This is a genomic window from Pseudomonas sp. GL-RE-29 (genome assembly GCF_019947275.1).
GTDB lineage: Bacteria > Pseudomonadota > Gammaproteobacteria > Pseudomonadales > Pseudomonadaceae > Aquipseudomonas > Aquipseudomonas fluorescens_A.
Genome location: NZ_JAGYGD010000016.1, coordinates 63,585 through 87,496, shown reverse-complemented (window position 1 = coordinate 87,496; position 23,912 = coordinate 63,585). Strand labels below are relative to the sequence as shown.

The window sequence follows — 23,912 nt, the reverse complement described above, 5'->3', positions numbered from 1 at the left end:
AACAACACATCACCTGTGGCGAGGGAGCTTGCTCCCGCTGGGCTGCGAAGCAGTCGCCTATCGATGCGGTGTGCCTGAACAAACCAGGTGCCTGGATGGGGCTGCTTCGCAGCCCAGCGGGAGCAAGCTCCCTCGCCACAAATGCCCCACCGCAGCGACCTATCGCTAAACCAAATGCAACGCCGTCAACAGCATGTCGATCGCCTTGATGCCCACGAACGGCACCAGAATCCCGCCCAAGCCGTAGATCAGCAGATTGCGTCGCAACAACGCCGCCGCACTCGCCGCTTGCACTCGCACGCCACGCAGCGCCAATGGAATCAGCACCACGATGATCAAGGCGTTGAACACGATGGCCGAGAGAATCGCGCTCTGCGGACTGCTCAGGTGCATGACGTTCAATACGCCCAGTTGCGGATAAATCGCGGCGAACAGTGCCGGCAGGATCGCGAAGTACTTGGCGATGTCGTTGGCGATGGAGAACGTGGTCAGTGCACCACGGGTCACCAGCAACTCCTTGCCAATCTGCACCACGTCCAGCAACTTGGTCGGGTCGCTGTCGAGGTCGACCATGTTCGCCGCCTCGCGAGCGGCTTGAGTGCCGTCGTTCATCGCCATGCCGACGTCAGCCTGAGCCAGGGCCGGGGCGTCGTTGGCACCGTCGCCGCACATGGCGACCAGGCGTCCGTCGTTTTGCTCGTGACGAATGCGCGCCAGTTTTTTCTCTGGCGTAGCTTCGGCCAGCACGTCGTCGACGCCCGCCTCGGCGGCAATCGCCGCGGCGGTCAGCGGGTTGTCGCCGGTGACCATGACCGTACGAATCCCAAGCTTGCGCAACTCGGCGAAACGCTCGCGGATACCGGGTTTGACCACGTCTTTGAGGTGGATCGCACCGAGCAATTTTCCGTCCGCACAGACCAGCAACGGAGTGCCGCCGCTCTGGGCGATCTTGTCGATTTCACGGGACAGGGCCGGGGCCAGATCAGCACGTTTCAGGCCGACGAAAGCCAGCAACGAATCCACCGCGCCTTTGCGGTAGACGCGACCTTGATAGTCGACACCGGACAGGCGGGTTTCAGCGCTGAACGGTACAGCTGTCAGCAACTCGGTGGACGGCTCAGGCTGCGGATGAAGGCCACGCAGGTACTCGACAATGGACTTGCCTTCGGCGGTGTCGTCGGCCAGGGAAGCGAACAACGCGCCTTCGGCCAGTTCCTTGGCAGTCACGCCCGGCGCGGCATACACCGCCGTGCAACGACGGTTACCGAAGGTGATGGTGCCGGTCTTGTCCAGCAGCAGGACGTGCACGTCCCCTGCCGCTTCCACGGCGCGACCGGATTTGGCGATCACATTCAGGCGCACCAGGCGATCCATCCCGGCGATACCGATCGCCGACAACAAGCCACCGATGGTGGTCGGAATCAGCGTGACCAATAACGCCACCAGGAACACCAGCGGCAGGCTGCCGTTGGCGAAGTGGGCGAACGGTTGCAGGGTGACAACCACCAGCAGGAAGATCAAAGTCAGGCCAATCAGCAGAATGTCGAGCGCCACTTCGTTCGGGGTTTTCTGGCGCTTGGCACCTTCGACCAGGGCGATCATGCGGTCCAGGGTCGACTCGCCGGGATCGGCGGTGATCTTCACCAGCAGCCAGTCGGACACCAGTCGGGTGTTGCCGGTGACGGCCGAACGATCGCCGCCGGACTCACGGATCACCGGCGCGGATTCACCGGTGATCGCCGCTTCGTTGACCGCGGCGATACCTTCGATCACCTCGCCGTCGCCGGGGATCATCTCCCCTGCTTCGACGCGCACCACATCGCCCTTGCGCAGGCTGGTGGCCGGTACGACTTGAAAGGCACCGTTGCCGGTTTTGCGGCGGGCGCTCAAACCTTCGCTGCCGGCCTTGAGGCTGTCGGCACGGGCCTTGCCGCGACCTTCGGCCAAGGCTTCGGCGAAGTTGGCGAACAGCACGGTGAACCACAGCCACAGGGCGATTTGCGCAGCGACGAAGGTTGGCACCGCCGTATCGGGAATGAAGCACAGCACGGTGGTCAGGATCGCGGTCAGTTCGACCACCAGCATCACTGGCGCTCGCTGCAACTGCCGTGGGTCGAGCTTGACGAAGGCTTGTACCAGCGCCGGACGCCAGAGGGCCGAGATCGCGGTTTTCGGTTGTTCCGGCGCCTTGACGACGGCGGCTTTAGTTGCGGGCATATTCATCATCAGCTCCTTAGAAGCCCAAACTCAGATGTTCAGCAATCGGACCCAGCGCCAGCGTCGGCAGGAAGGTCAAACCACCCACCAGCAAAATGGTCACGGTCAGCAGGGTCACGAACAGCGGGCCGTGGGTCGGGAAGCTGTTCTGGCTGATCGGTGCGGTTTTCTTCATTGCCAGGCTGCCGGCGAGGGCCAGTACCGGGAGGATGTAGCCGAAGCGCCCGATCAACATGCCCAGGCCCAGCATCAGGTTGTGGAACGGCGTATTGGCGCCGAATCCACCGAACGCGGAACCGTTGTTGGCACTGGCCGAGGTGTAGGCGTAGAGCAATTGACTGAAACCGTGAGCGCCGGGGTTGCTCACTGAGGCGACCGGACCTGGCAGGCTTGCGGCTATCGCGCCGAGCACCAGTACACCCACCGGCATCACGAGCAAGGTCACCACCAGCAATTGCACTTCCCGGGCCTGCAGCTTCTTGCCGAGGTATTCCGGGGTGCGGCCGATCATCAGTCCGGCGAGGAACACCGCGATCAACACGTTGAGCAACATCCCGTAGAGCCCCGCACCGACGCCGCCGAAGATCACTTCGCCGACCATCATGTTGACCAGCGCGACCATGCCGCTCAGGGGGTTGAGGCTGTCGTGCATGCCGTTGACCGAACCGTTGGACGCCGCCGTGGTGGTCACCGACCACAGCACCGTGGCCGTGGTGCCGAAGCGTGCTTCCTTGCCTTCCAGCGGCGCGGTTTGTTCGACAGCGGCGTTATTCAAGGTCGGGTTAGGTTGGTATTCAGCCCACAGCGAGGTCGCACCGCCGATCAGGAAAAGCGCCAGCATGCAGGCGATGATCGCGCGGCTTTGACGCAGGTCCTTGACGTAGTGGCCGAAGGTGAACACCAGCGCCACCGGGATCAGGATGATCGAAGCGACTTCGAACAGGTTGCTCCAGGCGGTCGGGTTCTCGAACGGATGCGCCGAGTTGACACCGAAGAAGCCACCGCCGTTGGTGCCCAGTTGTTTGATCGCAATCTGGCTGGCGGCCGGGCCGAGCGGGATCACCTGATCGACGCCTTGCAGGGTCACGGCATTTACGTATTGCGCGAAGGTTTGCGGCACGCCCTGCCAGACCAGATACAACGCCAGCAACAGGCACAGCGGTAGCAGGCCGTAGAGAGTGGCGCGGGTCATGTCGACCCAGAAGTTGCCCAGAGACTGGCTGGACTTGCGGCCGATACCACGGCACAAGGCAACCAGCACAGCGAGGCCGGTTGCGGCGCTGACGAAGTTCTGTACGGTGAGGCCGACCATCTGACTCAGGTAGCTGAGAGTCGCTTCACCACTGTAGGACTGCCAGTTAGTGTTGGTCATGAAGCTGACGGCGGTGTTGAACGCTTGCGTCCACTCCTGGCCCGGCAGGTTTTGCGGGTTCAGCGGCAAGTAATCCTGAAACAGCAGGATCGCAAACAACAACAAAAAACCCGCGAGGTTAAAGGCGAGCAAAGCCAGGGTGTATTTCTGCCAGCTCTGTTCAGCCTGTGGATCAACGCCGGCCACCCGATAACAGCCACGCTCCATCGGACCGAGGATCGGCGTCAGCCAGGTGCGCTGCCCTTCCATGACCTTGTAGTAGAAGCGCCCGAGGAACGGCGCCGGGACCAATACCAGCGCAAAAAACGCGAGGATCAGCCAATAGTCATAACTGTGCATAGCCGCTCCTTAGTTCCGGTCCGCGCGCAACAGCGCAACCAACAGATAAATGAACAGCCCCACTGCCAGCAGCAGTGACACTCCATCCAGAACGCTCATGGAAGTTCTCCGTGTTACGGCGTATTGCCGCGTGTGGAGGCATTGTCGACAGGGAGGCTGTAAAGGAGCGAGATCGAGGGGTGCGGCGGGGAATAAAGAAAGCGTAAAGAGTGGGTTTATGGCTTTGTTACAGTGATGTCTGGTCCGCCGCCATCGCGGGCAAGCCCGCTCCCACAGGTTTTTGCCGTGCCTGGGCAAACGCATTCCACTGTGGGAGCGGGCTTGCCCGCGATGGCGGCATATCAGACAACCCTGCCCCCAACTGGCGCACAAAAAATGCACATCCAGCGCCGAACATCCCCGAAACGACACTCTTTCGTGCTTTACGACCGCCATCACAACACTGGCACGCCCACTGCAAACGCCCTCCCCCGAGCTGTCCAAACCGTTCAGGGAGCAAACGCATGAACACACAACTCAAACCCACGCTGGGCACGCTGCACCTATGGGGCATTGCGGTCGGGCTGGTGATTTCCGGGGAGTACTTCGGCTGGAGTTACGGCTGGGGCGTGGCCGGGACATTGGGCTTTCTGGTGACCTCGTTCATGGTCGCCACCATGTACACCTGCTTCATCTTCAGTTTCACCGAACTGACGACCGCGATTCCCCATGCCGGCGGCCCCTTTGCCTACAGCCGCCGCGCCTTTGGCGAGAAAGGCGGATTGATCGCCGGGCTGGCAACACTGATCGAATTCGTCTTCGCCCCGCCGGCCATCGCCCTGGCCATTGGCGCCTACCTCAACGTGCAATTCCCGGCCCTTGATCCCAAACACGCGGCGGTGGGCGCGTACATCGTGTTCATGGGCTTAAACATCCTCGGGGTGAAACTCGCGGCGACGTTCGAACTGGTGGTCTGCGTGCTGGCGGTGGCTGAATTGCTGGTATTCATGGGCGTGGTCGCGCCTGCGTTCAGTTTCAGTAATTTCGCGCTCAATGGCTGGGCCGGCTCAGACGTGTTCGGCGCACCGGCAATTGCCGGGATGTTCGCGGCGATCCCTTTCGCCATCTGGTTCTTCCTTGCGATCGAAGGTGCCGCCATGGCCGCCGAAGAAGCCAAGGATCCGAAACGCACGATTCCCAAAGCCTACATCAGCGGCATCCTGACTTTGGTGCTGCTGGCGATGGGCGTGATGTTCTTTGCCGGTGGCGTCGGCGACTGGCGCACCCTGTCGAACATCAACGATCCGCTGCCGCAGGCGATGAAAACCGTGGTCGGCGAAAGCTCCGGCTGGTTGCATATGTTGGTGTGGATCGGCCTGTTCGGGCTGGTGGCGAGTTTCCACGGGATCATTCTTGGTTATTCGCGACAATTCTTCGCCCTCGCCCGCGCCGGTTACCTGCCGGCGTCCCTGGCCAAACTGTCGCGCTTCCAGACCCCGCACCGGGCGATCATTGCCGGTGGCGTGATCGGCATCGCTGCGATTTACAGCGATGGTCTGATCAACCTCGGCGGCATGACGCTGACCGCAGCGATGATCACCATGGCGGTGTTCGGCGCCATCGTCATGTACATCATGAGCATGCTCAGCCTGTTCAAGCTGCGTAAAACCGAACCCAACCTGGAACGCACCTTCCGCGCGCCGTGCTACCCACTGGTGCCGTTCATTGCTCTGGTGCTGGCGGTGGTGTGCCTGGTGGCCATGGCCTGGTTCAACATGCTGATCGGGCTGATCTTCCTCGGCTTCATGGCGGCGGGTTTCGTGTATTTCATGCTCACCGCGCAGTTGCGTGCCGATGCGCCGGCGGATGCGATGCTGACCGGGCTTTAAATTTACCCACTGTAGGAGCTGCCGCAGGCTGCGATCTTTTGATCTTGATTAATCAAAGTCAAAAGATCGCAGCCTGCGGCAGCTCCTACAAGGTTGTACGGTGTTGATGGCGGATCGGGCATAGAATGGAACCACTGCGAAAATTAATCGCTCGAAGTGGTATGCACGATCGATTGGCGAAATCCGCCAATCGGCCTGCCCTTAAGGAGAGCCCTATGCCCTGGTATGCCTGGTTGATTTTGATCGTTGCGATCGGCTCCATCGTTGGCGGTTTGATGATGCTGCGCGACACTGCCACCAAGGTTGATCTGACCGAAGAGCAACGTCGCCGCGTGGCTGAACGCAATGCGGAAGCGGATGCCAAGGATGCGCAGGACCGCTGACACGAACCCCTGTCATCCATAGCGAATGACAGGGGTTTTTCACTTCTACTTTTCCCAATCCGCCTTGGCAATGTGCAAGCCATGCAGCCCCTTGTAGGCCGCTCGCTCAGGCTGGCTCCAACCTTCCAGCAACGAATCGTCCAATCGATAAATCTCCACCCCCAACGGCCGACACACGCTCAACGGATCCTGCGCATCCGGCCCCCACATCGCCAGTGACAAGTCGCCCCCCGGGCAGGTCGACAGCGCGCACAGCAGATCAATCTCGGCAAAAAATTCCAGGTAGTCACCCTTCTGCGCCGGACAGGCTTTCATGAAGTACATGTCGTCGTGGTTCAGGCCCGTGCACTGGAAAATATTCAGCACGTCGTGCACGTCAAACTCGGTCAGGCCGTGGGGCAGCACGGCGCGTGTCAGATTGGAATGGCAGTGATGATGGAAATCTTCACCGGTGAGCATTTTGTTCACATAAGGATCGCAACGCGTGCCGAGCAGGTCGTGCAGGCGACCACCATGTTCGTCGATGCCGTAACCGGCCAGGCTGTCATCGGTGATGGTCACCAAGGGCCGTAAAAACGGCAGGTTCGACCAGAGCCGGTCATGGGTGCTGACGTGCGCGCCCTGTAGCTGGCGAGTCCGCGCGGCCCACAAGCGTTCGCGTGGATCATTGGCGTTCCAGACGTTGAAGTCACCCACCTGCGGCCCCACCGGCGTGGTCACGCGGAACACATGCCCGGCCGGCACCTTCCAGGCACGGCCCGTACGAATCGGTACTTCGAAAGACTCGATCAACGTGCGACCGTCCTTCGCATCGCGCACCCGCTCGTAGAACGCCTTGTCGACCTGCAAGGCCGAGCCTTTGCTGACTTGATAGGCCGCCGGATAGTCTTTGTACATGGCACAAATCCTTGATCAGTGGTGGGAAAGTAGGGGTTGGCATCCGCTGCAATGCTCCTCGCCTCAGGATTGCTCAACAATCGTCAGCAATCGAGTAATCACTATTCATGCCAGTCTTTACGAGCGTTTCATTCAAGTTCGACGCATCTGCATGCTTTTTAGAAGTAGAAGTACAGTCACCATCCAATTTCCATTGGTTAATATGGCGGCATTGATGTGGAGATTTCAGATGCGTTACTCGCAGGACCATAAAGCCCAGACCCACCAACGCATCATCAAGGAGGCTTCAGAGCGCTTTCGCCGGGACGGCATCGGCGCGACGGGCCTGCAACCTTTGATGAAAGCGCTGGGTTTGACTCACGGTGGTTTTTACTCGCACTTCAAGTCCAAGGATGAACTGGTGGAAAAGGCCTTGCAGGCCGCAGGCGATCAAGTCGCTGGAGTTTGCGCCGAGCTGTTCGCCCAGGATCGCCCGCTGGAAGCATTCATCAATGCCTATTTATCTGAATGGCACCAGACCTCGCCCCATGCAGGATGCCCGCTGCTGACCATGTCATCGGAACTCGGCATGCGCGGGCAACCGAGTCCGACTTCCGACGTGGTGCTCAACGCGCGGCTTCAACAAATACAAGCCGCGCTGGATGGTGAAAACACCGTGGACCGCAGCATAGTCATCATGTCGACTCTGGTGGGGGCACTGCTGCTTTCACGCAGCGTCGAGAATCCCGAGTTGGCCGAGCAGATTCTCGACGTTACGCGCACTCACCTGAACCAGTCCCAGGATTAGCCGTTCCAGCGTTTGAACAACACGCTGGCATTGACACCACCAAACCCGAAGCCGTTGGACAGTGCGTACTCGATAGCCATTGGTCGAGCCTGGCCATGAACGATGTCCACGCCTTGGGCGGCGGGGTCCGGGTTATCGAAGTTCAGGGTTGCCGGCACGATCTGATCCCTGATTGCCAACAACGTGAAGATCGCCTCGATGCCGCCGGCCGCGCCGAGCAGATGCCCGGTTGCCGATTTGGTCGATGTCACCGCAATCTTGTTATCCGCTCCAAACAGCGACTTGATCGCCGCCAACTCCCCAAGGTCACCCACCGGGGTTGAGGTTGCATGCGCATTCAGATGCTGAACCTGTTCCGGTGAAATCCCGGCCTGAGCCAACGCCAGCGACATGGCCCGGCGGGCACCGCTGCCATCCTCCGGACCTGCGGTGAGGTGATAAGCGTCGGCGCTGGTGCCGTATCCGACCAATTCCGCCAGCGGCTGCGCGCCACGAGCCAAGGCATGTTCAAGTGATTCGATCACCAGCAGACCCGAACCCTCGCCCATGACAAAGCCATCACGATCACGGTCGAACGGCCGCGAGGCACGCTCCGGTGTTTCGTTGAAAGCGCTCGACAACGCGCGAGCGGCAGCAAACCCGGCGAGGCTGACGCGATCGATCGCCGCTTCCGCGCCGCCACAAACCGCGATGTCTGCTTCGCCGGAACGAATCAGTCGCGCCGCATCGCCAATCGCCTGAACCCCGGCCGCGCAGGCTGTCACCGGCGCACCCAACGGGCCTTTGAAACCGTGCTGGATCGACACATGCCCCGCTGCCAGGTTGACCAGAAACGATGGAATGGTGAACGGCGACAAACGCCGCGGGCCACGGCTGTCGGTGGTGCGCACCGCGTCGGCAATCGCACCGAAACCACCGACGCCAGACCCGATAATGGTGGCCGTGCGCTCCTGGTCACCGGCGTTTTGTGCCTGCCAACCGGCTTGCTCCAGCGCCTGACGCGCCGCTTCCATGGCGAACAGAATAAAGCGATCCATCTTCTTCTGCTCTTTGGGTGGCGTCGCCCGATCCGGATCAAACCCGGCCTCCGGGTCGTCATTTATTGTCGGAACAGCGCCGCCGACCTTGGCCGGTAGATCAGCTACCACTTCGTCCGGCAAATTTCGCAACCCGGAACGTCCCGCCAACAGACGCGACCAGACAGCCTCGACCCCGCTACCCAGCGGAGACACCAGCCCCATACCCGTTACAACCACTCGACGATCACTCATACCGCAACTTCCTCATGCCGATGTCTGGCGTTTTATTTGTAACGCGCGGCGGCTTTGCTTTTGGAAAGGTTTGGCGCCAGGACATGACGCGCGGCCACGAAGGCGTCCCAGTCGGCGGCATCCGGCAACGAAGGAATGGTGATCAACTCACCCTGGTCCAACCCTGACAGCGCGGCGTCGACCATCTCCCCCGCTTCCATGACCATGTCGGCCGGAATCTGTGAAGCGTCGATACCAGAACGTTCCCAGATTTCCGTGCGGGTTACGCCTGGCAACACGGCCTGGATTTTGACTCCGGTGCCGTCGAGTTCGGCGTTCAAGGATTGGGTCAGGCTCAATACGTACGCCTTGCTGGCACTGTAGGTCGCGTTGAAGCGCTCAGGAAACAACGCCACCACCGATGCAATGTTGATGATCGTTCCACGTCCTGCCTTGGCAAAACTGGCTGCGGCTGCTGCGGCCAGTCGCGTGACCGCCGTGACGTTCAACTGAATCATTTGATCAAGCTGATCGGTATCGGCATTGCCCAACAAACCGTCCGCCGCCACACCGGCATTGTTCAGCAGCAGGCTGATGCTTGAGTCACTGCGCAGACGCTGCTCGATTTTGAGCACGTCATCCTTTTGCGTTAGATCCGCCTTCAGCACTTCGACCTGAACACCATGCTCGGCGCTGAGCTTGCTCGCCGCCTCCTCCAGCCGTTGCTGATCACGGGCAACCAACAACAGATCAAAACCCCGCGCCGCCAAACGCTGCGCGTAAATCGCCCCGATACCGGAAGAAGCGCCGGTGACGAGGGCCGTACCTTGGGACTGGACAGAATTCATGGCTGAGCTCCTGGGAGATTCGTGAGGAATGGACCGGCCTCTGATTCTCGGGCCGAGTCGACGGAAACGAATTAATTATAGGCATAATTTAATCGACATATGATAGCCATAATTTTTCAAGTGCCGACGGAAGGCATCACCTCGCAGCGTTCGCCAGAATGCAAAAAGGCCGGTCAATGACCGGCCCCTTGGCGTTGAACAATCAGCTTAGTTCACTTCCAGCTTCTCGCGATTGCGATCCAGGATCGCCTTGCCAATCCCCTTCACCTCCAGCAGCTCATCCACCGATGCGAACGGTCCATTGGTTTCACGATACGCAACAATCGCCTTGGCTTTCGCTTCGCCAATACCCGAGAGCTCTTTTTGCAGCGTTGAAGCATCGGCACCATTGAGATCGACTTTGCCCGATGGCGCATTTGCCGAAGCCTGCGCTGCCGCAGGAGCATGGTTCGACTCCGGCGTCACTGAAGGGGCCGAAACGGCGGCAATTGAGACGCTAGTGAGCAGGGCAAAAACCAGGGAGTTGAAAAAGCCAGTACGCATAAATGACGCTCCATGACATCGATTGAGAAAGCAGCTTTTCCGAAGCTGCCTCCCAAACTTAGGCGATGAATGGAGCCTGTCAAAAATGTGTCCGTTACAGGATGTGAAACAATCAGGGTTCGAGGCGGCGCTGCTGGTAGATCCAGTCAACGATGTCGCCGTCGGGGGTGTAGCCGCTGACGGTATCGCGCAGTAATTGACGCACGCGCGTGTAATCGTCCTGCTCGACGGCCATCAGCAAATCCGTCAAACGTCCCTTGAGCACATCCCATGGAAGGTGATCTTCGCTGGCGCTCATGATCATCGGATGTTCAGTGGCTGATACGTTGTCGCCGATCAACAGCTCTTCATAAAGCTTCTCGCCGGGTCGCAGCCCGGTGAACTCAATGGAGATGTCGCCTTGCGGGTTCTTCTCCGAGCGAATGCTCAACCCGGAGAGATGGATCATCTTCTCCGCCAGTTCGACGATCTTCACCGGTTCGCCCATGTCGAGCACGAACACATCACCACCCTGCCCCATGGAACCCGCCTGGATTACCAATTGCGCGGCTTCAGGAATGGTCATGAAATAACGGGTGATTTTGGGGTGAGTAACCGTCAATGGCCCACCAGACTTGATCTGGCTGTGAAACAGCGGAATCACCGAACCGGAGGAACCCAGCACGTTGCCGAAGCGAACCATGGTGAATCGAGTCTTGTTGACCCGGGACACATTGGCTTTGTCGCCGAACAAGACCGGGGCGATTTCCTTGCTCAATGCCTGAAGCGTTAATTCGGCGAGGCGTTTGGTGCTGCCCATCACATTGGTGGGGCGAACCGCTTTGTCGGTGGAGATCAGCACAAAATTGGAGACCCCGGACTGCAGCGCTGCCTGCGCGGTGTTGAGCGTACCGATTACGTTGTTCAACACCCCTTCTGCGATGTTGTGCTCGACCATGGGCACGTGTTTATACGCGGCGGCGTGATAGACGGTGTCTACGCCCCAGGTTTTCATGACATCCAACAGCTTGTGCGGGTGACGGACGGAGCCAAGTATCGGCAGCAACTGCACAGGAATCGACTCTCGACAAATGCGCTGTTCAAGCTCTGAGAGAATGCTGTAGAGGTTGAATTCACTGTGATCGAACAGCAAAAGCGTGGTCGGGCCAAGCGCAAAAATCTGCCGGCAGAGTTCCGAACCGATTGACCCACCCGCCCCCGTCACCATGACGGTCTTGCCTTTAATGCAACGTTCGAGCAAGTCCGGTTGTGCGGGCACTGAATCCCGTCCCAGCAAGTCCGCGATGTCCACTTCCTGAATGTCTTCGACCTTCACCCGTCCGCTGGCCAGGTCGGTGAAGTTAGGAACGCTGCGGATGTGGAGCGGGTAATGCTCCAGGAACGTCAGGATTTCACGCCGTCGTGCGCGAGTGGATGACGGCAGGGCCAGAAGAATTTCCTTTGCACCTGATTCATCGATCATCTGTTGGATGTGCTTGGGTTTGTAAACTTGCAGGCCGGCAATCGAACGATCCGCAATACTCGGATCATCATCGATGAACGCCACAGGCCGCATGACCCGCCCCATGCGCAACGCCGCGACCAGTTGATTGCCAGCCACGCCCGCGCCGTAGATCGCGACCTTGGTGAGGCCGTCATCGCGACTGGTAAAAGGCACATGGTGAGCACCGGCGAACCAATCCCCCATAAAGTACTGGCGCATACACAGACGCAACCCGCCAATAATGACAAGACTGAGCCACCAGTAGTTGAAGACGATGGAGCGCGGGACTACGGTTTCGTGATTGCTGTACCAATAGACCACGAGCGCAAGAATCAGAGAGGAAAGACTGACCGCTTTGATAATCGCAATCAGCGCGTCATTACCGAAATAACGCATGACCGCACGGTACATGCCAAACCTGATGAAAAGGGGAATGGCAACGACGGGAGCGCTGACAAACAGCCATAAGTGGACTTTGAAGGGGTTGTACATATCATCGATCCCCAGACGGACGATGAACGCCAACCACAGAGCAACCCAGACCAGAACGATATCTGTGGCAACCTGTATCAGCCGCTTGCGACGTCGGGGTAGCCCAACAAGTAGAGCTCTGATCTTGTCCATGAACCGTTCATTCACCTCCGCTTTCTCCCTTACCCGCCGTATCAATGTAGTGGAACCTTATAAGCGCATCTCATCCACTTTAAAACCTGAATGACAGAGCTGTTATTCGGTTTTTTCCGCAGGCTCTTCAAGCTCTCCCGCGTGAAACTTGATTGCCAGCGCAACTAATGGAGCATAGGCCAGAATCAATCCCAGAATTGAATTCATGCCCATTCGAGTGACACCCAAAGCTATAGGCAACAACCAAAGCAAATTGATCGCGCCCACCGCCATTGTGACGTTTAAGTGGCTGCCAAACCGACGAGAGGCGAATTGGTAAGCGTGACTTCGGTGCGCTTGATAGACCTTGTCGCCCCGCAGCAAACGGCGAAACAGCGTGAACGTCGCATCAACGATAAAAACCCCAAGTAAAATCAACCATCCCCACAGGAAGTCTCCCGAAACCCACGCCGCTTGCAGTGAGAGTCCCCCAAGCACAACTCCCAGGAAACCACTACCGGCATCCCCCATGAATATCTTCGCCGGGGGGAAGTTCCAGAAAAGGAAACCAGCCACGGAAACGGCCAACAACAACGGAGCCCAAATCAAGTCCACCGCTCCGCTTAACCAAGACAGCAGGCAAGCCCCGAGACAAACGCAAATAGCCTCGACACTGGCAATCCCATCGATACCGTCCATGAAGTTGTAAAGGTTGAGCAGCCATACCAGATAAAAGGCCGCTAACACATGGCCGATCCATCCCAGATCGAAAGTACCTCCCGCAACTTCAACGACGGGCAAGCCACCGAGCCAGAACAACAACCATATCGATGCAACGAAATGCCCCAGCAAACGCCAACGGGCAGCGATGTGTCCGTGATCATCCATGAATCCGATAACGGCAATCAGGGCTCCGGCGCCAGCAATGGCCAGAAACGCCTGGAACGTCATCAACCCCGCAAACAAGAGCATGAACAGTGCCAGGGTAAATGCGAGAACAATTGCCACTCCTCCCCCCCGCGGGGTGGGAACCGAGTGAGAGCTGCGGGCATTGGGAACATCCATAAGGCTGCGCGACAGAGCGTACCGACGTAGAACCCAGGTAAGGGAAAAAGACACAACAACGATGACAGGGATAAACCAGCCATAACTCATGATTTGCGCGAATCCAGAAAATGTTGCGCCGTCAGGCCCAAGGCTTTATCGCGAGAGACCGGAGGTTCCCAGCCCAATAATTGGTAGTTTTTGCTGATATCAACCTGCAAGGATCCGAGAATCCGGTCTGCGAGGTCTTGCTGACCAAGCAATGAAGCCGCGCCACTCATGAGCTCCGCCGGTATCGGTAACAATCTGGCCGGTTTACCCAAGGCATGTGCCAACTTTCGCAGTAACTGCGTGGTCGATACGTCTTCGCCATCACTGGCCAGGAATACTTGATTGGCAGCTGCGGGATGCTCGGCGCAAAGCACGATCAAATCCACCAGATTGTCTATGGCCACCAGGCTGCGCAAGTTGTGAACCGCTCCAAAGGGCAACGGGACACCTCGGTAGAGCCAGCGCATCATGCTAAGAAAGTTGGCCTTGACGCCAGGTCCGTACACCAACACTGGGCGGATGATCACGACTTCCATCCCGGTGGACGCAGCAAGCAGCTTCAAGCCTTGCTCTGCTTCAAGCTTGGAAATGCCATAAGGGTCAAGCGGCGCTGGCTCATCATCTGCACGGTACACAACGCCAGGCTCGGTCACTTCACCATTTACCTTGATGGAACTGATGAAGATAAAACGCTTCACCCCGCTCTTCGCAGCCTGACGCGCGAGGTTCAAGGTGGCCTCGACATTGACTTCGCGGAACGCCGCCAACGGATCGAGCGCCACTTCATTCATGACGTGAACACGAGCCGCCGCATGGACAACCACATCGACATCAGTCAGGGCTTCCTGCCAATCGTTACTTCCGTCGAGCGGTTTTATTGGAAGCGAGCGTACACCAGCAGGCAATTGGGCGGGCAGGGTCCGCAGCGGTGCAACAACAGAACAATCGGGAAGCCGTGACAAATGATTGATCAAGGCCCGGCCCAGAAATCCGCTTCCGCCGGTAACCAGAAATGTTTTAGATCGCATGGGAGACCCCTGGAATACGGAAGAACAGCAGTACCTGGACAATGTGCCGCAACCATTTAAAGCAGGGATAGATAAATCTCGGCATAGGACTTCGCCATCGAATCAGAAGAAAACACCGATTCGAAACGCCGTTGCGCCGCCTCACCCATCGACGCTGCGACTTCTGGCTGATTCCATAGATGGGTCATTGCCGCGGCCAGTGCGACAGAGTCACGGGGAGGAACGACCAACCCGGTCTCCCCTGCGATGTTGATGTAAGTGGTGCCAGAGCCTATCTCACAAGAAATCATTGGTTTGCCGTACATCGCCGCCTCAAGTAACGAAATGCCGAAAGACTCCGATCTCAGGTGCGAAGGAAAAACAAACGCAAAGCACAGTTCTAGAAGAGCAGACTTGTCATCATCAGATAACCCACCTAGGAAATGCACATTGGTAAGGCCTAGTTGATTGGCCTGTGCTTTGAGCTCTGCCTCAAGATGCCCTCCCCCCAAAATGACGACAGGCAGCCGAGTCGACCTGGCAGATTCGAGCAAGTAGTCGAGCCCCTTGTAATAACGCAAAGCTCCGACAAATAGAAAGAACCGTTCGCCCAGACGGGAACGCCAAAAGTCGAGCTTTTCAGGCGAAGGTATCGGGTAAGTTTCGCGATCCAACCCGTAAGGTACAACGCGAACCTTGTCTCTGAATCGGGTCAATACCGGGCTGCTTTGAGCGTAATTTGGCGAAGAGGCGACAATGCAGTCAACACTGGACAAGAAGCGATTCATCAGCGGCTGATAAAGTTTCAGAAGTGTCTTTTGCTTGACGATATCCGAGTGATAGCTAACCACTGTTGGTTTTTTCATTCGGCTTAAAAAATGCACCAGATCCATGTACGGCCATGGAAAGTGGTAGTGAACAATGTCCGCTTTCTTCGCCAACTCGGCAAAATCCTTGAATGCCGATAACGAGAAACCCGTGGAGGCAACATGCAAGTCGAGTTTGGAACGGTGAGTCAAATGGCTTCCCACCTTTTCGTTCCGCGCCGAACCACGCTCACTGAGATAGAGCACTTCAGATTCAAACCCGTGCCTTACTCCCCCCTCGGCGATCTGAAAAATGACTTGCTCAATGCCGCCCATTGTCTCCGGGTAGTATGTCTTGAAGAAGTGCAGAACCTTGATCATCGTCCCTCTACCACCGTCTTATAGACCTGAAGAGTTTCACTTGCACACCGCTCCCAGGAAAATCTGGCGGCATGCAGCAAACCCTGCTCGACGGCACTGGCGCGCCACGCCTCATCTTCCAACCCGCGCTGAATGAGTTCAGTCAATGTCTCCGTATCCTGGGCTTCACACATCAAGGCGGCGTCCCCAGCAACCTCCGGAAGCGAAGAGTTGTTTGAGCACACCACGGGAACCCCTGAGCTCATTGCTTCAAGAACCGGTAAACCAAAACCTTCATAGAGCGATGGAAATGTAAAAAGCCGAGCACCGGCAAATAATAGGGGAAGATCTTCGCTGGGGACGAATCCCAGGTAATAAGCCCAGCCTTCGCGCTTAGCACTGTCAAGACGCTGGTGGATACTCTCGCTTCTCCAGCCATGATAGCCAGTCAGTACCAATGGCCAGCGCTTGCGTAATTCAATCGGCAGCCGGGAATAGGCGTCCAGCAAGGTCTCGATATTCTTGCGTGGTTCAATTGTCCCGACAAACAGACTATAACCACCTACTTCGAGACCATGACGCGAAAGTGCACCTCTGAGTTCGTCTGCACCACGAGGATGAAACTCCGCAGAACTGGCCAACGGTACGGTATGAATTCGATCTATTGGCCAACCGAAATACTCGGCCAATTCCTTACGAGTGAACTCAGAGTCGGTGATTAGCGCTTCTGCTCTTACCAGAGTGGCTTTCAGCTCTTTCTGCAAATAGCGCACAAGTTGCGGCGCATGGCAGTGAGACCAGGTAAAGGGCGACAGATCGTGGAAAGTAGCAACACTGCGGCCGGCAAACGGCGGCAGATAATAATTAGGGCTGTGGTAAAGAAAATCACCATGGCCTTTTAACGCATGCTTCCTGAGTAACGGCATCAGCAGCCGATAGGCTTCAACCGCCAGGAAATTTTTCTGCACGGCCCGCTTCAGGCCATAGCCGTTACCCGACGCTTCGGCAGCCGTAGGTAACGCGGGTAAAAATCGCCGACCGGCAAAAAACTGCAGGTCGGTGATTTCCGGGTTCTGCTGCAGTCGCAGTGCCAATTCGTAGGTGTAGCGACCAATACCGGTCAGCGGGAAGCGGACCGGTTCAACAGAAAGAATTAACTTCATCTATTCAACCGTCAGCATCCAGCTCAGGGTTTCGCCCAGGGACGGTGTAGTCCAGCCTGGTACCAGCGACCGCAACTTCGCGTTGTCCCCGCACAAGGTTTTCACCTCATTGGCTCGCACGAAGGCCGGGTTCACTTCGACCTCGATGTCATGCCCGGTGAACCCTTGGCATATTTCAATGACTTCACGAAGCGAATGGGTGTTACCGGAGCTGACATTGATAGTCTGTCCCAGTGGCTTCGCCTCAATAAGGCCTCGATAAGCTCTCACTAATGCGCGAACATCGCTGAAATCACGCCAGACATCGAGATTACCCAACTCTATCTTTGGCGCCCGACGACGAAAATGAGAAACAATTTTCGGCAACAGGAAGTTCTCGGCCTGACCGACACCTGTGTAGTTGAAAGGACGAGTAATGACGATAGGCAGGCGCTCGTGCCAAAGGTTGGCCATGTACTCCATGGCCAACTTGCTAACGGCATAATCGTTGGCCGGCGCCGGAGTTGTGGTCTCCGACAGAAGGCCACCCGAAGCGTTGCCATAGATATTGGCGCTGCTGGCAATGAGCACGCAGTCCAGCGATTTCCCACTGGCTTCAACAGCCTCCAGCAGATTACGCGTCCCTATCAAATTGACCTGATAAAACGCGTCCGCTGCGCCATGCCCGACAAACGCCAACGCCGCGAGATGCACAACAACATCCGGCTGAATCTTTGCCAGCAACGTCTGCAAACCCGGGCCATCCGTCAGGTCCACCTGATGATAATTGCGATCATCGGAAGGCTGACTGCCCAATCCGATAACCTCGTAGCCGTTAGCCCGAAGTTCATCCGCCATGTATCGACCGGTGAAACCTTGAATACCTGTAATCAGCGCACGCTTGCCAGCAATAGACATCAGAACGAAAACCCTTGTTTATTTCGACGCAGATCCGCTTCGACCATCATGCGGCACAATTCTTCCAGAGAAGTCTTCGGCTCCCAACCCAAAACTTCCTTGGCCTTGGCCGGGTTGCCAATCAGCAACTCAACTTCTGTCGGGCGGTAGAATTTCGGGTTGATGGTGATCAGAACCTTACCGGTAGCAACATCAGTACCCTGTTCGGATTCAGCAGTGCCCGACCAGGAAATAGTAATGTCAACAGCCTTGAACGCCATGGAGACGAAGTCACGAACGGTCTCGGTACGGTTAGTCGCCAACACGAAAGTATCCGGTTCATCGGCCTGCAGCATGCGCCACATCCCTTCGACGTACTCTTTGGCGAAACCCCAGTCGCGCTTGGCATCGAGATTGCCCAGTTCCATCTTGTCCAACAGACCCAGCTTGATCTTGGCCACGGAGTCGGTGATTTTGCGGGTCACGAACTCACGGCCACGCAGTGGAGACTCGTGGTTGAACAAGATACCGCTGGTAGCAAAAATGCCGTACGACTCACGGTAGTTGATGGTCATCCAGTGAGCGTAGAGCTTGGCGACACCATAAGGGCTGCGCGGATAGAAAGGCGTGCTTTCGATCTGCGGGATAGCCTGCACCTTACCGAACATCTCAGAAGTGGATGCCTGGTAGAAACGAACCTTCGGATTAACGATCCGAATCGCTTCAAGCAGGTTAACCGCGCCGAGGCCGGTGATTTCTGCAGTAGTGATCGGCTGCTCGAACGAAACACCCACGAAGCTCTGCGCTGCGAGGTTGTAGACCTCGGTGGCTTCGGTGGTTTGCAGCAGGCGGATGCTGGCCGACAGGTCGGTCAGATCGTATTCGACCAAATGCAGATTAGGATTGGACTGGATGCCCAACTCTTCGATGCGCCAGAAATTGACAGAACTGGTACGACGGTAGGTCCCGTAAACGGTGTACCCCTTCTCCAGCAGCAGTTCCGCCAGGTAGGCGCCGTCTTGACCAGTGATGCCGGTAACAATTGCTTTCATGCGAATCCCTAAACTCCATTTTGCGCCATGGTTGGCTTGCTCACGAAAATAAGATGCACGGCTAGCGCCGCAGCGACCATTCTGGTTCGCAATGATACCCAAATTGCCTGTCCTGAAGGAACTTTAAAAAGGGAAAGAACCCCGAACCTCCTGTCGCCTTGAGCACCATGGCCCACCCGTAAAAAACAGCTGCCTTATAGATGTGCAAAAACCAAGAAGAATACACTGGCAGCGAATATCTCTACGACGCTAGATAGTTGCGAATTGTTTAGACCTGCCGCGCCACGGGCGGAGCAGACCGCTCGCGCAACCAACGCACGCGCCCCTGCAACAATTGATGCACACATCTCGCAGCTAGGTTATCATCCAACGCCTTGAAGGCATGAGGCTAAACCCTCTGGCGGCGCCACTTCATCCCGACACGGACGTGAGCTTTACAGCATGATGATGGATTTCATGAGAATAATTTGGTGACTGTTGATGTGGCGGCAGTATTGAACTTCCCTGTTACAAGTGCCTGCCAACACGCAGCCTTGCGCGCAGAGCCGCAGTGGTCACGACTATCGCCAGAAGCACTTTCTGATGCACCGTGGATTTTTCTGAGCCCGCCGTCCGCTCACGCACTGCCTTTCACCTTGATTCAACGCCCGCCAAGTTAAATTTCCATTTGTTCATAGCCGTCGAATCTTCGATTCTGGAGCAAACTGACGGCTGCATTGCAGTCCGTACAGAATTTTCAAATCCGGTAACCAATATGGCTTCAGTAAAACTTCATAACGGGAAAACATTCAGCTCCGAGACAGGCACATCACTGCTCGACAGTGCCAGGACTGAAGGCATCACTCTCGAATACAGTTGCAGGACTGGACGGTGTGGTGTTTGCAAAACCCAAGTTCTCTCCGGTGAAACTGAAGCGTTCAAGGGCGAGACGTCTCTTACACCCGACGAGAGCGCTGCAGGATGGATCTTGACGTGCTGCCGCCACGCCGTCACCGATGTGGAAATCGACGCCGAAGACCTTGGAGCACTTGGAAACATTGTCGTGAAGACGCTTCCCTGCAGAATCGACACGATCAGCAGACTCTCTGACAACGTCGTGGAAGTCATCCTTAGAATCCCGCCCAATAGCAATTTCACTTATTTGCCAGGTCAGTACCTTGACATCATCGGTGAAGCCGGGCTGCGCCGAAGCTATTCCATTGCCAATGCCCAGCGCGCTGACGGAAAACTGGAATTACAGATCCGGGAAGTCGAGCAAGGCATGATGTCTCAGTATTGGTTCGCCAATGCGAAGCACAATGATCTCTTGCGACTTGAAGGCCCGCTAGGCACTTTCAGCCTGCGCGAAAAGGACGTCAGGAATATCGTTTTCCTGGCCACCGGTACTGGTATTGCGCCAGTCAAGGCCATGCTTGAGCAAATGCTTGGCAACCCCTCGCTGACCGCTGGGAAGAAGATCTTCATCTATTGGGGCGGCCGTACGATCAGCGACATCTATTGGAACCCGCAACTCCAGGAACTGGACGCCACCTTCATACCGGTACTGTCGCGAGCGGACTCTCAGTGGACAGGACGTACTGGCTATGTACAATCAGCGCTAATCAACGACGCCATCGATCTCACACAATCGGTTGTCTATGCCTGCGGCTCGGAAGACATGATTCATTCCGCTCGGGATGCACTGACGACTTCGGGCCTGCCCGTCAAAAACTTTTATTCAGATGCATTTGTAAGCTCAAACTGATAAGGAGCAATCATGAAAGCGGTCATTTTGGCAGGCGGCTTGGGTACACGCCTGAGCGAAGAAACCAGTGTACGTCCAAAGCCCATGGTCGAAGTTGGTGGAAAACCAATCCTCTGGCACATCATGAAGATGTATTCCTCGCACGGCATCAATGATTTCATTATCTGCTGCGGATACAAAGGCTATCTGATCAAAGAATACTTCGCCAATTACTTCCTGCACTCGTCGGATGTAACTTTCAACATGCGTGAAAACACCATGAAAGTACACGACAAACGTGCCGAAGACTGGAATGTCACGCTGGTCGACACCGGTGACTCCTCGATGACCGGCGGTCGCTTGCGCCGCGTGGCAGACTACGTTCGAGATGAAGAAGCTTTCTGCTTCACCTACGGCGATGGCGTCGGCGATGTGGACATTAGCGCCACCATTGCCTTCCACAAACAGCATGGCAAGGCCGCAACACTCACCGCCACCTATCCACCAGGCCGCTTTGGCGCGCTGGACATCAAACAAGGCCAGGTTCTCAACTTCAAGGAAAAGCCTAAAGGCGACGGCGCCATGATCAATGGCGGCTTTTTTGTATTGTCCCCGCAAGTCCTCGAATACCTGGTCGACGACAGCACTGTCTGGGAGCAAGAGCCTTTGATGGGGCTTGCAGCGGATGGCCAGCTGATGGCCCACGAGCACCCAGGCTTCTGGCAGCCAATGGATACCCTGCACGATAAAAACCTGCTGGAAAAACTTTGGCAAAATGGCAAGGCACCTTGGAAATCCTGGGAATAATATGAAAGCTACCGTCACTCCTGCCTTCTGGAAGGGAAAGAAGGTTTTCCTTACAGGTCATACCGGATTCAAGGGCAGCTGGTTGTCCCTGTGGCTACAAGACATGGGTGCGCACGTCAAAGGTTTCGCGCTGGCCCCGCCTACGACTCCGTCGCTTTTTGAACAAGCGCGCGTTGAGCAAGGCATGGCGGCATCGCAGATTGGCGATATTCGCGACCTGCAAGCCATTACAGAAAGCATGACGGCTTTTGATCCGGATATTCTGATCCACATGGCCGCCCAACCTTTGGTCAGGCTGTCCTACCGGGAACCGGTCGAGACCTATGCCACCAATGTCATGGGCACTGTTCATGTGCTGGAGGCAGCACGCAAATGCCCAAGCCTTCGAGCAATCGTCAATGTCACAACTGACAAGTGCTACGAAAACCAGGAATGGGAGTGGGGCTATCGTGAAAACGAACCCATGGGCGGTCACGACCCTTACAGCAACAGCAAAGGCTGCGTAGAGCTGGTCACCTCCGCCTACCGTAATTCATTCTTCAAAGCTGATGACGCGCCGGCCTTGGCCTCGGCACGTGCCGGCAACGTGATCGGTGGCGGTGACTGGGCAGAAGATCGCCTCATCCCCGACATTCTGCGTGCAGTCGAAAAAGGTCAACCCGTGACCGTTCGCAACCCGAAAGCGACGCGCCCGTGGCAACATGCCCTCGAGCCGCTTAGTGGCTACCTTGTCCTGGCCCAGCACCTATGGGAGCATGGCCACGTATTCGCGCAAGGCTGGAACTTCGGTCCCCGGGATGAAGATGCACGTCCTGTCGAATGGATACTCGACCACATGGTGGGTGCGTGGGGTGCCGGTGCGAGCTGGCAACTTGACAGCGACCCTCAGCCCCATGAGGCGCGCTATTTGAAGTTGGATATTTCCAAGGCCCGGTCCCAATTGAAGTGGGAGCCTACATGGAACTTGGAAGCCACACTTACCCGCATCGTCACTTGGCATCGCGCCTGGTTGCGAGGCGAGGATATGCATGCCCATTGTGTGAACGAAATCAACAGTTTCATGGCAGCCATGGCCGCTGACGCCTAACCAATTAAAAGCTTTAAGCAGGAAATACTATGACCCCCGATATGCTCCGTCAGGAAATCAGCCAGCTCGTTGAGCGTTACGCCCAGACTGCCTTGGCTGCCAAACCTTTTGTTGGGGGCGAAACCGTCATCCCTCCCTCCGGCAAGGTGATTGGCGCACGCGAACTGCAACTGATGGTCGAAGCTTCCCTTGATGGCTGGCTGACTACCGGTCGCTTCAATGCTGAATTCGAAAAGAAATTGGCCGAATTTCTCGGTGTCAATTACCTCATTACCGTCAACTCCGGCTCCTCGGCCAACCTGGTTGCGTTCAGCACGTTGACCTCACCCAAGCTGGGTGACCGCGCCATCAAGAAAGGCGACGAGGTCATTGGCGTGGCTGCGGGCTTCCCGACCACTGTGAACCCGATCGTACAGTTTGGGGCGATTCCGGTATTCGTCGACGTCGACATGGCGACCCACAACATCGACCCCGAGCTGATCGAAGCGGCGATCACCCCCAAGACCAAGGCGATCATGCTCGCGCACACCCTTGGTAACCCGTTCAACTTGGCCAAAGTCAAAGCCCTGTGCGAAAAGTACAATCTCTGGCTGGTCGAAGATTGCTGCGATGCACTCGGTGCGACCTATGACGGCAAGATGGTGGGTACCTTTGGCGACATCGCTACCCTGAGTTTCTACCCGGCCCACCACATCACCATGGGTGAAGGTGGCGCGGTATTCACCAATAACGCTCAGCTCAAACTGATTGCCGAATCTTTCCGTGACTGGGGTCGCGACTGCTATTGCGCACCCGGTTGCGATGACACCTGCGGTAACCGTTTCGGCCAGCAGTTCGGTAGCCTGCCACAAGGTTACGATCACAAGTACGTGTACGCCCACCTGGGCTACAACCTGAAGATCACCGACATGCAAGCGGCTTGCGGACTGGCACAGCTCGACCGTGCAGCCGAGTTCATTGCTACTCGCAAGCGCAACTTCAAGCTGCTGAAGGAACGTCTGGCGAGCTTGAGCGATTTCCTTGAAATCGCCGAACCGACTCCTAATAGCGAACCGTCCTGGTTTGGCTTCCCGGTCACCCTGAAGGAAAGCGCCGGGGTCAAGCGTGTCGACCTGCTCAAGTTCCTGGATCAGAACAAGATCGGTACCCGCTTGTTGTTTGCCGGTAACCTGACCCGCCAGCCGTACTTCCATGACGTCGAATACCGCGTCGTGGGCGAACTGACCAATACTGACCGAACCATGAACCAGACCTTCTGGCTGGGTGTTCAGCCCTCCCTTGGTCAGGAACATTTCGACTACGTCGGTGAAAAACTGGAAGAGTTCTTCGGGATCGGTTTCTAACAT

21 protein-coding genes are annotated in these 23,912 nt (G+C 56.9%); 7 read left to right on the top strand and 14 right to left on the bottom strand.

Going from position 1 to position 23,912, the window contains the following annotated elements:
- Window positions 1-165: 165 nt before the first annotated feature.
- Genes kdpB through kdpF form a run of 3 tightly spaced genes read right to left on the bottom strand, consistent with a single transcriptional unit; the run spans window position 166 to window position 4,027 of the window.
- The gene (gene kdpB / locus KGB21_RS15140) at window positions 166-2,223 is read right to left on the bottom strand and encodes a potassium-transporting ATPase subunit KdpB (protein WP_223505561.1); all 2,058 of its coding nucleotides are present in this window, start codon (window positions 2,221-2,223) and stop codon (window positions 166-168) included.
- A 10-nt stretch (window positions 2,224-2,233) separates the two neighbouring features.
- Window positions 2,234-3,928 (bottom strand): potassium-transporting ATPase subunit KdpA, encoded by a 1,695-nt coding sequence (gene kdpA, locus KGB21_RS15135; RefSeq protein WP_223505560.1) that lies wholly within the window; start codon window positions 3,926-3,928, stop codon window positions 2,234-2,236.
- Window positions 3,929-3,937: 9 nt separating this feature from the next.
- Window positions 3,938-4,027 carry a K(+)-transporting ATPase subunit F gene (gene kdpF / locus KGB21_RS15130; protein WP_007899818.1) on the bottom strand — a complete coding sequence of 30 codons (90 nt, stop codon included), beginning with the start codon at window positions 4,025-4,027 and terminating at the stop codon, window positions 3,938-3,940.
- 404 nt (window positions 4,028-4,431) lie between these two features.
- Here kdpF and eat point away from each other — a divergent pair, with 404 nt between their 5' ends.
- Together eat and KGB21_RS15120 are read left to right on the top strand one after the other, a co-directional pair.
- Window positions 4,432-5,796 (top strand): ethanolamine permease, encoded by a 1,365-nt coding sequence (gene eat / locus KGB21_RS15125; RefSeq protein ID WP_034151089.1) that lies wholly within the window; start codon window positions 4,432-4,434, stop codon window positions 5,794-5,796.
- Between the two features lie 215 nt (window positions 5,797-6,011).
- Window positions 6,012-6,179, top strand: a complete 168-nt coding sequence (locus KGB21_RS15120; protein ID WP_080758146.1) for a DUF2897 family protein — start codon at window positions 6,012-6,014, stop codon at window positions 6,177-6,179.
- A 45-nt stretch (window positions 6,180-6,224) separates the two neighbouring features.
- Here KGB21_RS15120 and KGB21_RS15115 read toward each other — a convergent pair whose 3' ends face one another.
- Complete coding sequence (locus KGB21_RS15115) at window positions 6,225-7,076, bottom strand: urea carboxylase-associated family protein (RefSeq protein ID WP_223505559.1); 852 nt, start codon at window positions 7,074-7,076, stop codon at window positions 6,225-6,227.
- Between the two features lie 229 nt (window positions 7,077-7,305).
- On the opposite strand from KGB21_RS15115, the gene KGB21_RS15110 reads away from it, so the two are divergent.
- Window positions 7,306-7,863, top strand: coding sequence for a TetR/AcrR family transcriptional regulator (locus KGB21_RS15110; protein ID WP_223505558.1), 558 nt, complete (start codon window positions 7,306-7,308; stop codon window positions 7,861-7,863).
- Here KGB21_RS15110 and fabF read toward each other — a convergent pair.
- The 10 genes from fabF to gmd form a co-directional block, all read right to left on the bottom strand.
- Window positions 7,860-9,134: a beta-ketoacyl-ACP synthase II gene (gene fabF, locus KGB21_RS15105; protein ID WP_034151086.1), complete on the bottom strand. Its 1,275-nt coding sequence runs from the start codon at window positions 9,132-9,134 to the stop codon at window positions 7,860-7,862. The genes KGB21_RS15110 and fabF overlap by 4 nt on opposite strands.
- A gap of 32 nt (window positions 9,135-9,166) precedes the next feature.
- On the bottom strand, window positions 9,167-9,961 hold the full coding sequence (locus tag KGB21_RS15100) for an SDR family NAD(P)-dependent oxidoreductase (protein ID WP_223505557.1): 795 nt from the start codon (window positions 9,959-9,961) through the stop codon (window positions 9,167-9,169).
- A gap of 207 nt (window positions 9,962-10,168) precedes the next feature.
- Window positions 10,169-10,504 carry a ComEA family DNA-binding protein gene (locus tag KGB21_RS15095; protein WP_034151084.1) on the bottom strand — a complete coding sequence of 112 codons (336 nt, stop codon included), beginning with the start codon at window positions 10,502-10,504 and terminating at the stop codon, window positions 10,169-10,171.
- Window positions 10,505-10,616: 112 nt separating this feature from the next.
- The gene (locus KGB21_RS15090; RefSeq protein ID WP_223505556.1) at window positions 10,617-12,611 is read right to left on the bottom strand and encodes a polysaccharide biosynthesis protein; all 1,995 of its coding nucleotides are present in this window, start codon (window positions 12,609-12,611) and stop codon (window positions 10,617-10,619) included.
- A 102-nt stretch (window positions 12,612-12,713) separates the two neighbouring features.
- A complete protein-coding gene (locus KGB21_RS15085) occupies window positions 12,714-13,745 on the bottom strand; it encodes an MraY family glycosyltransferase (protein WP_034151082.1) in 1,032 nt (343 codons plus the stop codon).
- Window positions 13,742-14,713 carry a UDP-glucose 4-epimerase family protein gene (locus tag KGB21_RS15080; protein ID WP_223505555.1) on the bottom strand — a complete coding sequence of 324 codons (972 nt, stop codon included), beginning with the start codon at window positions 14,711-14,713 and terminating at the stop codon, window positions 13,742-13,744. The genes KGB21_RS15085 and KGB21_RS15080 overlap by 4 nt, the downstream gene beginning before the upstream one ends.
- A 56-nt stretch (window positions 14,714-14,769) precedes the next feature.
- Complete coding sequence (locus KGB21_RS15075; protein ID WP_263386223.1) at window positions 14,770-15,879, bottom strand: glycosyltransferase family 4 protein; 1,110 nt, start codon at window positions 15,877-15,879, stop codon at window positions 14,770-14,772.
- On the bottom strand, window positions 15,876-17,021 hold the full coding sequence (locus KGB21_RS15070; RefSeq protein WP_223505554.1) for a glycosyltransferase family 4 protein: 1,146 nt from the start codon (window positions 17,019-17,021) through the stop codon (window positions 15,876-15,878). The genes KGB21_RS15075 and KGB21_RS15070 overlap by 4 nt, the downstream gene beginning before the upstream one ends.
- A complete protein-coding gene (locus KGB21_RS15065; RefSeq protein ID WP_223505553.1) occupies window positions 17,022-17,918 on the bottom strand; it encodes a GDP-mannose 4,6-dehydratase in 897 nt (298 codons plus the stop codon).
- Window positions 17,918-18,949 (bottom strand): GDP-mannose 4,6-dehydratase, encoded by a 1,032-nt coding sequence (gmd, locus tag KGB21_RS15060; protein ID WP_223505552.1) that lies wholly within the window; start codon window positions 18,947-18,949, stop codon window positions 17,918-17,920. Before gmd ends, KGB21_RS15065 begins: the two co-directional genes overlap by 1 nt.
- A gap of 589 nt (window positions 18,950-19,538) precedes the next feature.
- On the opposite strand from gmd, the gene KGB21_RS15055 reads away from it, so the two are divergent.
- The 4 genes from KGB21_RS15055 to rfbH are packed head-to-tail and all read left to right on the top strand — an operon-like array spanning window position 19,539 to window position 23,909.
- Window positions 19,539-20,693, top strand: a complete 1,155-nt coding sequence (locus tag KGB21_RS15055; RefSeq protein WP_223505551.1) for a 2Fe-2S iron-sulfur cluster-binding protein — start codon at window positions 19,539-19,541, stop codon at window positions 20,691-20,693.
- A gap of 12 nt (window positions 20,694-20,705) precedes the next feature.
- Window positions 20,706-21,479 carry a glucose-1-phosphate cytidylyltransferase gene (rfbF, locus tag KGB21_RS15050; RefSeq protein WP_223505550.1) on the top strand — a complete coding sequence of 258 codons (774 nt, stop codon included), beginning with the start codon at window positions 20,706-20,708 and terminating at the stop codon, window positions 21,477-21,479.
- Between the two features lies 1 nt (window position 21,480).
- Complete coding sequence (gene rfbG / locus KGB21_RS15045) at window positions 21,481-22,566, top strand: CDP-glucose 4,6-dehydratase (RefSeq protein WP_223505549.1); 1,086 nt, start codon at window positions 21,481-21,483, stop codon at window positions 22,564-22,566.
- Window positions 22,567-22,595: 29 nt separating this feature from the next.
- Window positions 22,596-23,909 (top strand): lipopolysaccharide biosynthesis protein RfbH, encoded by a 1,314-nt coding sequence (gene rfbH, locus KGB21_RS15040; RefSeq protein WP_223505548.1) that lies wholly within the window; start codon window positions 22,596-22,598, stop codon window positions 23,907-23,909.
- The last annotated feature ends 3 nt before the right edge of the window (window positions 23,910-23,912 follow it).

Excerpts from the sequence above, each read along its gene's own strand:
- kdpB (WP_223505561.1), bottom strand. The coding sequence starts at position 2,223 with ATGAATATGCCCGCAACTAAAGCCGCCGTCGTCAAGGCGCCGGAACAA.
- kdpA (WP_223505560.1), bottom strand. The coding sequence starts at position 3,928 with ATGCACAGTTATGACTATTGGCTGATCCTCGCGTTTTTTGCGCTGGTA.
- kdpF (WP_007899818.1), bottom strand. The coding sequence starts at position 4,027 with ATGAGCGTTCTGGATGGAGTGTCACTGCTGCTGGCAGTGGGGCTGTTC.
- eat (WP_034151089.1), top strand. The coding sequence starts at position 4,432 with ATGAACACACAACTCAAACCCACGCTGGGCACGCTGCACCTATGGGGC.
- KGB21_RS15120 (WP_080758146.1), top strand. The coding sequence starts at position 6,012 with ATGCCCTGGTATGCCTGGTTGATTTTGATCGTTGCGATCGGCTCCATC.
- KGB21_RS15115 (WP_223505559.1), bottom strand. The coding sequence starts at position 7,076 with ATGTACAAAGACTATCCGGCGGCCTATCAAGTCAGCAAAGGCTCGGCC.
- KGB21_RS15110 (WP_223505558.1), top strand. The coding sequence starts at position 7,306 with ATGCGTTACTCGCAGGACCATAAAGCCCAGACCCACCAACGCATCATC.
- fabF (WP_034151086.1), bottom strand. The coding sequence starts at position 9,134 with ATGAGTGATCGTCGAGTGGTTGTAACGGGTATGGGGCTGGTGTCTCCG.
- KGB21_RS15100 (WP_223505557.1), bottom strand. The coding sequence starts at position 9,961 with ATGAATTCTGTCCAGTCCCAAGGTACGGCCCTCGTCACCGGCGCTTCT.
- KGB21_RS15095 (WP_034151084.1), bottom strand. The coding sequence starts at position 10,504 with ATGCGTACTGGCTTTTTCAACTCCCTGGTTTTTGCCCTGCTCACTAGC.
- KGB21_RS15090 (WP_223505556.1), bottom strand. The coding sequence starts at position 12,611 with ATGGACAAGATCAGAGCTCTACTTGTTGGGCTACCCCGACGTCGCAAG.
- KGB21_RS15085 (WP_034151082.1), bottom strand. The coding sequence starts at position 13,745 with ATGAGTTATGGCTGGTTTATCCCTGTCATCGTTGTTGTGTCTTTTTCC.
- KGB21_RS15080 (WP_223505555.1), bottom strand. The coding sequence starts at position 14,713 with ATGCGATCTAAAACATTTCTGGTTACCGGCGGAAGCGGATTTCTGGGC.
- KGB21_RS15075 (WP_263386223.1), bottom strand. The coding sequence starts at position 15,879 with ATGATCAAGGTTCTGCACTTCTTCAAGACATACTACCCGGAGACAATG.
- KGB21_RS15070 (WP_223505554.1), bottom strand. The coding sequence starts at position 17,021 with ATGAAGTTAATTCTTTCTGTTGAACCGGTCCGCTTCCCGCTGACCGGT.
- KGB21_RS15065 (WP_223505553.1), bottom strand. The coding sequence starts at position 17,918 with ATGTCTATTGCTGGCAAGCGTGCGCTGATTACAGGTATTCAAGGTTTC.
- gmd (WP_223505552.1), bottom strand. The coding sequence starts at position 18,949 with ATGAAAGCAATTGTTACCGGCATCACTGGTCAAGACGGCGCCTACCTG.
- rfbF (WP_223505550.1), top strand. The coding sequence starts at position 20,706 with ATGAAAGCGGTCATTTTGGCAGGCGGCTTGGGTACACGCCTGAGCGAA.
- rfbG (WP_223505549.1), top strand. The coding sequence starts at position 21,481 with ATGAAAGCTACCGTCACTCCTGCCTTCTGGAAGGGAAAGAAGGTTTTC.
- rfbH (WP_223505548.1), top strand. The coding sequence starts at position 22,596 with ATGACCCCCGATATGCTCCGTCAGGAAATCAGCCAGCTCGTTGAGCGT.